The organism is Halomicrobium sp. HM KBTZ05 (genome assembly GCF_041530035.1).
Taxonomy (GTDB): Archaea; Halobacteriota; Halobacteria; order Halobacteriales; family Haloarculaceae; genus Halomicrobium.
The window spans coordinates 958620-971616 of record NZ_CP168057.1 but is presented as its reverse complement, the minus strand read 5'-3'; the positions used below and the strand labels follow the sequence as shown (position 1 = coordinate 971616).

Annotated in this window: 9 protein-coding genes; 6 read left to right on the top strand and 3 right to left on the bottom strand. The window is 66.7% G+C overall.

Annotated features, from left to right (window positions below):
* Positions 1-83 precede the first annotated feature (83 nt).
* Positions 84-1457, top strand: a complete 1374-nt coding sequence (locus ACAH01_RS05015; RefSeq protein ID WP_170095104.1) for a geranylgeranyl reductase family protein — start codon at positions 84-86, stop codon at positions 1455-1457.
* Positions 1458-1461: 4 nt separating this feature from the next.
* On the opposite strand, the gene ACAH01_RS05010 is transcribed toward ACAH01_RS05015, so the two are convergent.
* The 3 genes from ACAH01_RS05010 to ACAH01_RS05000 form a co-directional block, all read right to left on the bottom strand.
* A complete protein-coding gene (locus ACAH01_RS05010) occupies positions 1462-2733 on the bottom strand; it encodes an amidohydrolase (protein WP_372480451.1) in 1272 nt (423 codons plus the stop codon).
* A 76-nt stretch (positions 2734-2809) separates the two neighbouring features.
* A complete protein-coding gene (locus tag ACAH01_RS05005) occupies positions 2810-4714 on the bottom strand; it encodes a beta-CASP ribonuclease aCPSF1 (protein WP_372480450.1) in 1905 nt (634 codons plus the stop codon).
* 334 nt (positions 4715-5048) lie between these two features.
* The gene (locus ACAH01_RS05000) at positions 5049-6107 is read right to left on the bottom strand and encodes a hypothetical protein (RefSeq protein ID WP_372480449.1); all 1059 of its coding nucleotides are present in this window, start codon (positions 6105-6107) and stop codon (positions 5049-5051) included.
* 105 nt (positions 6108-6212) lie between these two features.
* Between ACAH01_RS05000 and ACAH01_RS04995 the strand changes: the two genes are divergently transcribed.
* The 5 genes from ACAH01_RS04995 to ACAH01_RS04975 all read left to right on the top strand — a co-directional run bounded on the left by ACAH01_RS04995 (position 6213) and on the right by ACAH01_RS04975 (position 12864).
* Entirely contained in the window at positions 6213-6701 is a 489-nt protein-coding gene (locus tag ACAH01_RS04995) for a hypothetical protein (protein ID WP_170095108.1), read from the top strand.
* A 49-nt stretch (positions 6702-6750) separates the two neighbouring features.
* Positions 6751-7476, top strand: a complete 726-nt coding sequence (locus ACAH01_RS04990) for a hypothetical protein (protein ID WP_372480448.1) — start codon at positions 6751-6753, stop codon at positions 7474-7476.
* A gap of 84 nt (positions 7477-7560) precedes the next feature.
* On the top strand, positions 7561-9015 hold the full coding sequence (proS, locus tag ACAH01_RS04985) for a proline--tRNA ligase (RefSeq protein ID WP_372480447.1): 1455 nt from the start codon (positions 7561-7563) through the stop codon (positions 9013-9015).
* 277 nt (positions 9016-9292) lie between these two features.
* A complete protein-coding gene (locus ACAH01_RS04980) occupies positions 9293-11173 on the top strand; it encodes a right-handed parallel beta-helix repeat-containing protein (RefSeq protein WP_372480446.1) in 1881 nt (626 codons plus the stop codon).
* 437 nt (positions 11174-11610) lie between these two features.
* Positions 11611-12864 carry a Glu/Leu/Phe/Val dehydrogenase gene (locus ACAH01_RS04975; protein WP_153554133.1) on the top strand — a complete coding sequence of 418 codons (1254 nt, stop codon included), beginning with the start codon at positions 11611-11613 and terminating at the stop codon, positions 12862-12864.
* Positions 12865-12997: the final 133 nt, after the last annotated feature.

Here is a 12997-nt window from a genome sequence, read left to right as displayed (position 1 = left end):
TCCTCGCCGAGACCCTGGCGAACCGACAGATACCGGCGTCGTCGGGATAAAGAGTTTTCTCCCTCGGGAGATAGGTCCCGTCCATGACCACCCACGAGTACGACGTGGCCGTCGTCGGCGCGGGCACGTCGGGCTGTTACGCCGCGGCGACGCTCGCCCACGAGGGCTACGACGTCGTCATCGCCGAGCGCAAGGACGCCCAGGAGGCGGGCCACATCGCCTGTGGCGACGCGCTGAAGGGAGCCTCGAACTTCCCGACGGCGATCCCGAAGTCCCAGATCGAGGGCGCGTTCACGAACACCGGCGTCGACCACGGCCGATTCGAGATCCCCGAAGAGGACACGGTCCTGGAGATCCCGGTCCCCGGCGAACTGGCCGTCATCGATCGCTGGGAGTACGGCCGACTGCTCATCGAGGGTGCCGAGCAGGCCGGCGTCGAATTCCACTACGACACCGTCGTCCAGGACGTACGGCAGGACGACGGCGGTCGCGTGACCGGGCTGGAGGCGATCCGGAAGGGCGACCACGCGAGCTACGAGGCCGAACTGGTCATCGACGCCGCTGGCGCGCTGTCGATCATCCAGGAGAAGGCGACGCTCGATTCGGCGACCTTCGACACGAACGTCACGTACTCACAGTTCTGTTCGGCCTACCGAGAGATCGTCGAGACCGAAGAGCCGGTCCCGTGGGACGACGCCCTCGTCTTCAAGCCGGCAAAGCGCGCGGCGGGGTACGTCTGGTACTTCCCGCGAACAGACACCGAGATCAACGTCGGCCTGGGGTTCCAGATGACCGAGGAACCGATGGAGCTCGTCGACGACCTCAAGCAGGACCTCCAGGGCCGTTCGGAGTTCGAGAACGCCGAGGTCCAGGACAAGCTCGGGGCCGCGTTGCCGACCCGACGACCGTACGACTCGGCGGTCGCACCGGGCTTTATGGCCGTCGGCGACGCCGCTGGCCACGTCAATCCGACGACCGGCGGCGGCATCGCCGGTGCGGCCTACGCCGGCCAGTACGCCGGTGAGCAGGCCATCGAGGCCATCGAGGACGGTCGCGTCGACGAGGAGGCGGCGCTGTGGGAGTACAACGAGCGCGTGATGGACCACTTCGGGGCCCGCTACGCCGCGCTGGACGTGTACAACATCTTCACGACGGCCTACGACGTGGACGATCTGATGGGGCTGCTCGCCGCGATGCCGGCCAACAAGATCGCCGACGCGCTGTACTCGGGCTCGGCCGACATGGGACTGGGACTGAAGCTCAAGACCGCGATCAAGAGCTTCGGCCACTGGGGGACGATCTACGACCTCTACAAGACCAAGCAGCTGGCCGACCGGCTCCTCGAACACTACGAGTCGTACCCGTCGAGCCCCGCCGGGTTCGACCGCTGGCAGTCCGAGCGCGACGACCTGATGGACGAAATCTACGCCGTCACTGGTGCGGATCCGAAGTACTGAGCCTTCAGTCGTCTTCCTCTGCGATCTCGCACACCGTCTCCGAGAGCCAGTCGACGCCGATCGCCAGCGACGGCTCGTCCACGTCGAACGTCGCGGTGTGGTGGCCGCCGGGGTGGTCGGTGCCGACACCGACGTAGGCCGCAGTGCCGCCCGTCTCCTGGACGCGTCGCATGAGCACCGTCGCGTCCTCGCTGCCGCCCAGCGACGCGGTGCGGAGCCGCGAGTCGACGCCGGGGATCCCTTCGGCGACCTCGTAGCCCAGTGAGACGAGTTCCTCGTCGTTGGTCGCGCTGGGCGCTTCGCCGGTGCGCTCGACCGCGTACTCACAGCCGTGCATGCCCGCGGCGTGTTCGATCACGTCGTTCACGCGCTCGCGCATGTACGTCATCAATTCCGTCGTCTCTCCTCTGACCTCACCCTCGATGCTCGCGTGTTCGGGGATGATGTTCGAGGCCGTCCCACCCTCGACGACGCCCGCGTTGATCCGCGTCGGGCCGTCTTCGTTGCGCGGGATGGCGTAGAGGTTCTGGACGGCCGCCGCCATCGCCTGCACGGCGTTTTCCCCCTGTGCGGGGTGGCCACCCGCGTGGGCCGGCTCGCCCGTGAACTCGGCGTGGAACTGGCTGACCGCCAGGAAGTCCGTCACGCCAGCGACGATCTCGCCGGTCGGGTGGTCGAGCCCGATGTGTACCGCCAGCAGCGCGTCGATGTCGTCGAGGTGCCGGTGGCTGACGGCTTTGGCCCCGCCGATGATCTCCTCTGCGGGCTGGAAGAGCACCTTCAGCGTCCCGGTGAAGTCGCTGTCGGCGATCGCTTCGAAGACGCCGACGCCGATGGCAGCGTGGGCGTCGTGGCCGCAGGCGTGCATCGCACCGGTCTCCGAGCGGAACCCCTCGGCGACGGGTTCGTGGTCGGGATCGTCCGACTCCTCGCGGGGGAGGCCGTCGATGTCGACCCGCAGCCCGACCGTCGGCCCCTCGCCACGCTCCAGGACGACCATGAGCCCGGTCTGTCCGTCTTCGAGGTGTTCGACCGTCTCGGGGTCTGCGCCGGCATCGAGGGCGCGTTCGCGCCACTCGGCCAGCGTCGTCTCCTCGGGAACGCTCAGACGGTCGTCGGCGTCGAGAAAGTCGGGGCCGACGACCAGTTCGTCCGCGGTGGGTTCCAGTTCCTCGACGAGGCGGGCCGTCGTGTAGAACTCCCGCCAGGCGGGCTCTGGGTGTCGGTGGAGGTCGCGTCGCAACGTCCTGAGTCGCTCGTACTGCGAGTCGTCCATACTGACCGGGAGCGGCCCCAACGTCTTACTGGTGTCGGAGCCCGCCAGAGCTGCCGGCGCTCACCGCGGCGACGCCCTACACGAACCGGAAGGTCTCCAGGTTCTTCGGGGCGAACGTCCGGAGATTGTGGTCGTGGTACAGCGCAGACGAGAGGTCCTGTGTCGCGGACTCGTCGCCGTGGACACAGAGGACCTTCTCGGGACTGGGGTTCATCGTCCGGACGAAGTTCTCCAGTCCCTGTCGATCGGCGTGGCCCGAGAAGCCCTCGACGGTCTCGACGCGCATGTCGAGGGACACGGTCTCGCCGCCGTCGCCGATCGGGAGGTCGTTCCAGCCGTTCCGGATGCGACGGCCGAGCGTGCCACTGGCCTGGTAGCCGAGCATCGCCAGCGTCGAGTCGGCGTCGCCAGCGAGGTGTTCGAGCCAGGAGTGGACCGGTCCGCCGGTGACCATCCCGTCGGGTGCGAGGACGATCCCAGGCTCGTCGTCGGCCAGCGCGGCCCGATCGGCGTCGCCGTCGACGGGCTCGAAGGCGTCCGCGAGGAAGGGGTTGTCCGCCTCGTCGAAGATGCGGTCGCGCAGGTCCTCGCGCAGGAACTCGGGGTAGGTGGTGTGGACTGCCGTCGCCTCCCAGATCATCCCGTCGAGGTAGATCGGCATCTCGGGGATGTCGCCGGCCCGCATCGCGGCTTCGAGGACGAGCATGAGCTCCTGGGAGCGGCCGACTGCTGGTGAGGGAACGACGACCGTCCCGTCGCGGTCGTGGGTCTCCCGGACGAGGTCGAGGAGCTTGCGCTCGGCGTCCTCTCGGTCGGTCTGGTAGTCGTTGCGACCGCCGTAGGTCGACTCCAGGACGAGCGTCTCCACGCGGGGGAACTCGTTGGTCGCGCCCTCGAACAGGCGCGTGTCGTCGTAGTGGATGTCCCCCGAAAAGGCGACGTTGTAGAGCCCGTCGCCGATGTGAAAGTGCGTGACGGCCGACCCGAGCACGTGGCCGGCGTCGTGCAGCGTCAGCTTGATGTCGGGTGCGATGTCGGTCACGTCGCCGTACTCGAGCGTAATGGTGTGCTTGATGGCGTCTCGAACGCGCTCGGAGTCGTAGGGCGGCGCGTGGCCCTCCCCCGTCGTCGTGTCGAGCGCGTCGAGGGTCAACAGGCCGAGCAGATCACGGGTGGGCTCGGTACAGTAGATCGGGCCGTCGTAGCCGTACTCGAACAGCAGCGGGACGAGCCCGGAGTGATCGAGGTGCGCGTGGGTCAGCACGACCGCGTCGATGCCGTTCGCGCCGGCACCGAACGCTTCCGGAATCTCCAGATACGGCTGTTCGTCGGAACCGGGCACGTCGCCACAGTCGACCAGGACGCGCGACTCGGGCGTCGAGAGGATGAAGGCGTTGCGACCGACCTCTCGACAGCCTCCGAGCATCGTGATCCGGACGTACTCGTCGTCGGACATCGGCTCGCGGTGGATCTGTCGACCAACGCGTTCGAGCACGTCTCGACGCTCGTCACGTTCCTGCTGGAGGAGGTTCCGGACGTTCTGGACCGTCGCCGACTCGATCGGCGGGGTCCGGACGACCTCGGGGGTCCAGCCGACCCGCTGGGTGATCTTCCGGAGGGTCTCGCCGCTCTGGCCGATGACGACGCCCGGCTTCGTCGCCTTGATCAGGACCTCGCCGGTGTCGGCGTGGAAGTCCAGCTCCGAGATCTCGGCTTCGTCGGGCACGGCCTTCCTGATCGCCTCTTCGGCGCGGGACGGCGGCGTCAACACGTCCGGGTCCGGCCGGACGGAGATTCGCTTTCGAAGCTCGCTGGCCAGTCGGCGCACCAGATCACCGTTGCGCGCGAACTGCTTTGGATCGCGGGTGTAGATGACCAGTTCGGGCCCCTCGTAGGTCACGTCGGAGATCGTGATCTCGCGAGGCACGACTTCGTCGATCGTTTCACGCACCGTTTCGAGTTGCTTGTCTACCGTACTCATAGCTCAGAGAGTGCCCCCGGCGTCGTGGGCGGTCGGCGTACGCCGGGACGGACGCTGTGTAGTAACATAGTTCACGTAATCGGCGACCGTCGAACGCTGCAGGCCGGAACCGACGGCCGGAAAACCGATCCTACCTCAGCGTATTCCCCACAGGTAATAAAAGCCTTCGCAATGCGGAAGGGTCCGATTCGCACTGTCGACTGGAAGGTCGTGACGGTGTTCCCCACCTCGGGGTGGGAAGTCGGTCACAGAGGGACAGCCGACGGCGTCACCACGCAATCCGGCACGATGGCGGTCGTGTCTTCGACGGGACACAGCGACGAGAGAGCCCCGCTCACTCCCGACGGACGGACAGTCCTTCGAGGTGGTAGATCGACTCGACCTTCGCAGCCGTGTGCTGATCCGCGTGTGACTCACCGGCGAATCCGACCGACGGCGTCACCTGAAACTGGTACACCGTCCCCGCCGTCGCAGTGAACTGGACCTCGACGGTGTACGGGTCGAGTGCCGTCGTGAGGAACGACCCCGCCGTCGGGTCGCGCCGCTCCAGGTCGATTGCCCAGTTGATGACCGCTCTGGCGATCAAGCTCCCAACGACCCCGACGTAGGGGGCGACGAGTCGGTACGCGAGAAATTCGAGCAGCTGTTCGGCCGCCCCCGTCTGGAGCCCGCTGTTGGCGCGCTGTAGATCCGGACGCGTCTGATGAGCCACAGTCCGGTCGTTCGTGAGGACGGCCAGGTTCGTCTCCGAACAGAGCGTGTAGTCACGGTTGCGGTTCTCTCGGGGCGCGTACTCGTAGGCACCGTTGCCCCAGTAGCTCGCGGTCAACGTGTAGGTCCCGCTCTCGGGAGCCCGCCAGTACGTGCGGAACGCTGCACTGGCGTTCATCCCCAGTGTCCCCGTCCCGACCAGCGCGCCATCGACGGTCAGGTGTGCCTCGGAGTCGTTGGAGACCGAAGCCCGGTTGGTCAGAGCGTGGGTCTGGTCGTCGCCGGTAATCCCGCTCGACTGCGGTTCGGCCGGCAGCTGTTCGGTCTCGTGAATCGGAACCGACCCGATCGTCGACACTGGCTCGATCCGTCGTGGCGTCGCCGTCCGGGTCTCGGCCTCCGTGCTTGTTCGTGTCGCGGTCGGCGTCTCCGTCTGGGTGGGAGTTCGCGTCTCCGCCCGAGTGGGAGTCCGGGTCTCGGTGTGCGTAGCGGTGGCGCTCTCGGTCGGCGATCGTCGTGTCGCCGTTCGAGACGGATCAGTTGACCCGTCCGCGACGTCGTCGGAACAGCCCGCGAGACTACTCGAAAGGGCAGTCAGGCCGACCGCTGCGGACTTGAGTACGCCACGCCGATCGACGTACCGGCGGAGCGTCTCGGCTCCCGATGGTCTCTGGTCGGGCATACATCTCGTCACGCGAGGCCGCGACAAAAATATCCCCGTCCACGCGAGAGTGGCGTATCGACACGACGGCGAGACACAAGTGTGGGGCGTGTGTGAGAACGAACGATGAACGTGACACCCGAGACGGTCAGACGCGAACGCGACTGGGTCCGAGAGCGTGCGGACGTGATCGTCCCGTTGCTCAACGAGACGAGAGCACAGCTCGGCGATGCGTTCGAGGTCGCCGTCGAACCCGTCGACGAACCGGCGTACCTGGCCGCCGTCGACGAACTGTTCGCCGACGGGGACCGCGCGGTCAACGTCGCCGCGCTGATCGGCCTACTGCGTGATCTGGACGTGACCGACGACTATCCCGGCTTCGTCGTCGACGAACTGCTGGGTCGCGAGCTGGCCGCGATGATCGCCGGAGACCAGCCCTTGCGACTGCTCGCAGAGGCCACCTTCCACTACGCGGACGTGACGACACACGGCACCGCAGACGATCCCGCGGGTGCCGACGACCTCGACGCCGCGCTGGCCGCGGGCTTCCAGACGCGACTCCCCGGGTGGCCGTGGCGAGAGACGGACAGTCCCTTCGCGGTCGGGGATTCGTGAGAGGGGAGTTGGCCATACTCTTTTGAAACACGGCTTCGTGGGGGCGATTATGGATACGATCGGGGTCATCTGTGAGCCGGACGACGCCGTCTTCGGCCGGGCGGCCGAGCGGCTCGCCGCCAGGGGGTTCGACGTGGAGTTCCTGCCGCCCGGTGAGCCGATCCGACCCGAGGACATCGACGCGCTCGACGCGCTGGCGAACAGAACCGTCTGTCGGCAGGCCTTCGACGCGCTCTCGTATGCGGACCGCAACGGCGTCGAGACGCTGAACGGCTTCTTCCCGACGACGGCGCTGTCCTGTCGACTCGTCGTCCTCAACGCGCTGGAACAGATCGGATACCGCGTGCCCGCGATCGCGTTCAAGAAGCCCGACGCCGACTACGTCGGGAAGAACCGCTTTCGGTGGGACGGGCCGGCGGGGGTCGACGCCGATCCGGAGTTCTACCAGCAGGTGGTCGGTTCCGAGCCGTCGGTCGAACGCTACTACGCGCTCGACGACGGGATCGAGACGCACTTGCAGGCGCTGACGATCAGGACGAAGCTGACCGAACGGCGGCCGGTGCTCGAAGAGACGACTGTCCGCGTCCAGCTGGCGACACGCATCCGCGAGCTGCTCGATCGGTTCGACGCACGCGCTATCGGGGTCGACTTCGTCGTCGACGAGCACGACGAGTGTTACGCCGTCGACATCAGCCCGGTGCCGAGCTTCGACGGGGCCGGGATGGAACGACGGCTCGCGGACTCACTGGCGTCGCTGACGACGATCGGTGCGTAGCTCCGGGGACCGACGACAAGACGGGCAGTGGCGGCGACCGTGGAAACACAGCGCGTTTATCCCCCCGGTGTCAGAGTGTTCGGTATGAGCGAAGAGCAGGAACTCGGGATTACGGAGAGCAAGGAACACAGTCCCGGCGAGTGGTACGCGGAGGTCGTCCAGAAGGCCGGTCTCGCGGACTACGCGCCGATGGGCGGGTTCATCATCACGCGTCCGCGAGGGTACGCCATCTGGGAGCAGATCCAGGACCACCTCGACGGGTGGTTCAAGGACACCGGCGTTCAGAACGCCTACTTCCCGATGTTCATCCCCGAGAGCTACCTCGAACGGGAGAAAGACGTAGTCGAAGGGTTCGACCCCGAGGTCGCGTGGGTCACCCACGGCGGCCACGAGGAACTCGAAGAACGACTCGCCGTGCGCCCGACGAGCGAGTCCATCATCGCCCCCTTCCTCGCCCAGTGGACGCGCTCGCACCGCGACCTGCCGCTGCGGATCAACCAGTGGTGTTCGGTCGTCCGGTGGGAGGCCACCGAGACCAAGCCGTTCTTCCGCACCAAGGAGTTCCTGTGGCAGGAGGGCCACACCGCCCACCGCGACGAGGACGACGCCTGGGAGGAGACGATGACGCGGCTCGAACAGTACGAGAAGCTGTACGAGGACGTCCTGGCGATGCCGCCGCTGAAGGGGCGCAAGCCCGAACACGACAAGTTCCCCGGCGCACACACCACGACGACGGTCGAGACGCTGATGCCCGACGGCAAGTCCGTCCAGGCCGCGACCTCCCACTACCTCGGGACGAGCTTCGCCGAGGCGTTCGACATCACCTACGTCGACGAGGACGAGGACGAGGAGACGGCCCACACCACCTCGTGGGGGCTGTCCTGGCGCGCGATGGGCGCGCTCATCATGACCCACTCGGACGATCAGGGGCTCGTCCTGCCGCCGACGCTCGCGCCCAAGCAGGTCGTCGTCGTGCCGATCTGGCAGGAAGACACCAAAGACGAGGTCCTGGAGTACGCCGCCGACGTGGCCGCCGAACTCGACGAGGCGGGCGTTCGCGTCCACTTCGACGACCGCGACCACCGCAACCCCGGCTTCAAGTACAACGACTGGGAGCTCAAGGGCGTGCCGCTGCGCGTCGAGATCGGCCCCAACGAGGTCGAAGACGAGGAACTCACGCTCTCGCATCGCCCCGACGGCGAGTCGATCACCGAGAGCCGCGAGGACCTCGAAACCACCGTCCGAGACCACCTCGACGAGGTCTTCGCGAAGCTGTACGCCAGCGCCGAGGAGACGCTGGAAGGCGAGATTCGCGAGGCCACCTCTCGCGAGGAGATTCTCGGCACGATCGGCCAGCACGGCGGCTACGTCAAGTGTGGCTGGTGTGGCGACGAAGACTGTGAGGAGCCGATCAAAGAGGCCATCGCCGCCGAGATCGTGATGGTCCCCCTCGACCGCGACGAGGAGCCGATCCACGAGGAGTGTGCCATCTGCGGCGAGGACGCAGAAGAGACGGCGTACTTCGCGAAGAGCTACTAGCGTACCGCGCCGGAGGCGCGGGTTCACCGGTCCGAGCGGGGCGAGGCGCACCGCAGGTGAGTCTCGAATGCGAACGGGGAACTGTGTGACCCGTGAGCGGAGTGAGGACCGGATTTTTCGCCGACGTTTTTGCGCGAGTGGTGCCCGCAGCGAGCGAAGCGACTGCCAGACTGAACTACAGACGTACGCCACCAATTTTTATGTCGAATTAGCTCGTGAGAAACGGTAGCTGACCGGCCTCCGGGGGTGGTGTGGGGCCGATCGGACACAGGGGACCATGGGACACAGCAACAGCACACACAGGGGTGTGGCTCTCGTCGTCCTGGCACTGGTAGTCGCAGCCGGGGTGCCGGGCGTCGTCGGGGGCCAGACCGCGAGTATCGACGAGTGTCGGACGATCGAACAGAGCGGGACCTACGAGCTGTCGGACACGATCGAGGCGACCGACGTGGATCGCTGTCTCGAAATCCGGAGCGACGGCGTCGTCATCGACGGCAACGGCCACACGCTGGCCGGCGGTGACCGGGACGAGGGGACGGTCGGGATCCACGTCGGCGGGAGCGAGAACGTCCAGATCCAGAACGTCGTCGTCACGGGATGGGGCACCGGCCTCCAGGCGGCGGCCGCGGACGGCGCGACGATCAGCGGCGTCACCGCCGTCGAGAACACGGACGGAATCGAGGTCGTCGGCAGCGACGGCGTGACCCTCAACGGCCCGACCGCTCGGGCGAACGCACAGCGGGGACTCTCACTCGGGCGCGGAACGACGAACGCCGTCGTCCGCGGCGGAGTCGCGGCCGACAACGGGGAGGACCTCGGCGTCGCGGGCGGCGACGGAAACCGAGTCCGCTCGCTCTCGCTGGGCGAATCGACGGCCGCAGAGACGAGACTCTCCGCGACGCCGATCAGGAACGCCTCGATCCGGAGCGTCGAGTCGATCCCGGACGCCCCGGACGGACAGCAGTCGGCCGGTCGGGCCGCCGCGATCACGGCGCGTGGCAGCGACACCGAGCTCTCGCTTGCCCTCCACTACGAGGACGGTGACGTCGACGACGAGTCGGCGCTGTCGATCTGGAGCTACGGGGCCGAGAGCTGGGCGACGGTCGGCGGCAGCGTGGACGCGGAGCAAAACAGAGTCAGCGCGTCGATCGACCGGTCGGCGTTCCCGACACGGACGACGCGATTCGCCGCCCTGTCCGGCGACGGGAGCCTGACACGCCAGACGGCGACGGAGACGCCAACGGCGACGCCGACCAGCACGCCGGTGTCGACCGAGGCGACGGACACGGCGACGCCGACAGCGGAGAGCGAAGACGCGACTGCGACACCGGCGGACGGTGACGACGACGCGACGCCGAGCGACGAGCGCGAGTCGACCGACACACCGAAGCCGACCCGAGAGGGCGACGAGTCGGCTGCCGGCGATGGGACAGCCGCGAACGCGAGCGCCGACGGCACGGCCGACACCGAGGGCACGGGCGGCGAGCAAACCGGCGCGACGACGACCGACGGAGGCGCTGGCGAGAGCGGCGGCGGACTGTTGATCTATCTGCTGGCGATCCCGCTCCTCGGACTCGTCGTCGGCGGTGTCGTCACCGGAGGACTCCTCGTCCGACGATCCGATCGAGTCGGCGAGTGGCTGGCCGGTGGCGAGCAAGACGACGAGAGCGACGCAGAGGAGGACGACGATGCGAAAGCGGAGCGCGAGGACCAGACGACCGGCGACGCCGTCCGTGGCGTCCGAGATCTGACCAACTGTGGAGATTGTGGCGAGATCGTCGGAACGAACGAACGGTTCTGTAGCCAGTGCGGTGCGAGACTCCGCGAGAACGCCGTCGACGACGGCCCCGAGAATACGGTCCCGACGGCGCTGACGCTGTCGGTCGGCGGCCGCGAGATCGCGGTCGGAGACGGAACGACGGTCGACGAACAACTCCGCTCGCTGTTGCGCGACGGTGGGAAGCCAGAACAGACCAAGTGGATCGACGACGAGCATCTCGTGTTCCAGCGAACGGACGACGGATTCGTTCTCAGGACCCGTGGCGACAATCTGACCAGAGTGAACGGCGAGCGAGTGCGCCCCGGCGAGGCGGAACCGATTGCGCCCGGCGACGAGATCGAAGTATCGGGACTGCTCGCGCTCTCGGTCGAGCAGTAGCACGCCGCCCGCTACTGTTCCGAGAGCTGTCGACTCACCAGAGAGGGTGTCAGCTCACGGAATCGGAGCCGTCGCTGTCGTCGACGCAGTCTGTCACGTGAGAGTGACCGAGCGACAACAGTGGCGAAACGAAGATGGGGTCGAGGGAGCGTGTGACATTCTCCGGTGCCCCCGGGAGAGAGTGGCGGATGGTCCACCATAAAAGGGCGTCAGACTGTCGTGTGACAAACGACAGACTGAGGGGAGAAGTCGGATCTTGTTGCCGCCAGACTGTCCAATCTCTGCCTTGTACGTCATATAGCCACATACAAGGTATATCGGCACCACCAAACAATACCTATTCATCAGAAGAATATCACGTCATGTTTTTATATTGGACGGTCATGGGATCTGTACCGTTTCGTTATCTTTTAAGGGCGATGTACAAACATTCAGTTATGGCAGACGTAAACCCGTTCGAGAGTTTCCAGGAGCAGGTAGACGACGCGGCAGCGTACCTCGACGTCGACGAGGGGATGCTCGACCGTCTCAAGAACCCGGAGCGCATTCTGGAGACGAACCTCGCCGTCGAGATGGACGACGGCTCCATCGAGGTGTTCCGCGCGTACCGCTCGCAGTTCAACGGCGACCGCGGTCCGTACAAGGGCGGGATTCGCTATCACCCGAACGTCTCTCGTGAAGAAGTGAAGGCACTGTCGGGCTGGATGGCTTACAAGACGGCGACGGTCGACATCCCGCTGGGCGGCGGGAAGGGCGGTATCATCATCGACCCCAGCGACTACTCCGAGAGCGAACTCGAACGCGTCACCCGCGCGTTCGCGAAGGAGCTGACGCCGCTGATCGGCGAGGATCGGGACGTGCCCGCGCCGGACGTGAACACGGGCCAGCGCGAGATGAACTGGATCAAAGACACCTACGAGACGATCGAGCGCACGACCGAGCCCGGCGTCATCACCGGCAAGGACCTCGCGAGCGGCGGCAGCGAGGGTCGCGTCGAGGCGACCGGTCGCTCGACGGTCATCGCCGCCCGCGAGGCCTTCGAGTACCTCGGCGAGGACATCGCCGACGCCACCGTCGCGATCCAGGGCTACGGCAACGCGGGCTGGATCACCGCCAAGCTCGTCGAGCAGATGGGTGCGACGGTCGTCGCCGTCTCGGACTCCAGCGGTGGGATCTACAGCGAGGACGGCTTCGACGCCGTCGCAGCGAAAGACCACAAGCGTGAGACCGGCTCCGTCGTCGGCTTCCACGGTGCCGACGAGGAGATCACGAACGAGGAACTCCTCCAGCTCGACGTGGATCTGCTGGTCCCGGCCGCACTGGAGAACGCGATCGACGCAGAGATCGCCGAGGGCGTCCAGGCGGACGTGATCTCGGAGGCAGCCAACGGCCCGATCACGCCCGACGGCGACGACGTGCTCGAACAGAAGGACGTGCTCATCGTCCCCGACATCCTCGCCAACGCCGGTGGCGTCACGGTGTCGTACTTCGAGTGGGTCCAGAACCGCCAGCGCTTCTACTGGGACGAGGAGACCGTCAACGAGCGGCTCGAAGACATCATCGTCGAGCAGTTCGACACGCTCGTCGACGCCTACGAGGAACACGACCTCCCGAACATGCGCATCGCGGCCTACGTCGTCGCCATCGAGCGTGTGCTGACCGCCGCCGAGCAGTCCGGCACCTGGCCGTAGATCGGCGCTGGGTTCGTCGTCGACACGCCTGTCGCTGCGTTCCCGTTCGCATCGGCGACGCTACCGTCGCTAGCGACGAGCGGAGAGACAGCAGAACTGCCTTTTTTGCCGTGTAGCGGCCGGTCGTACCGAC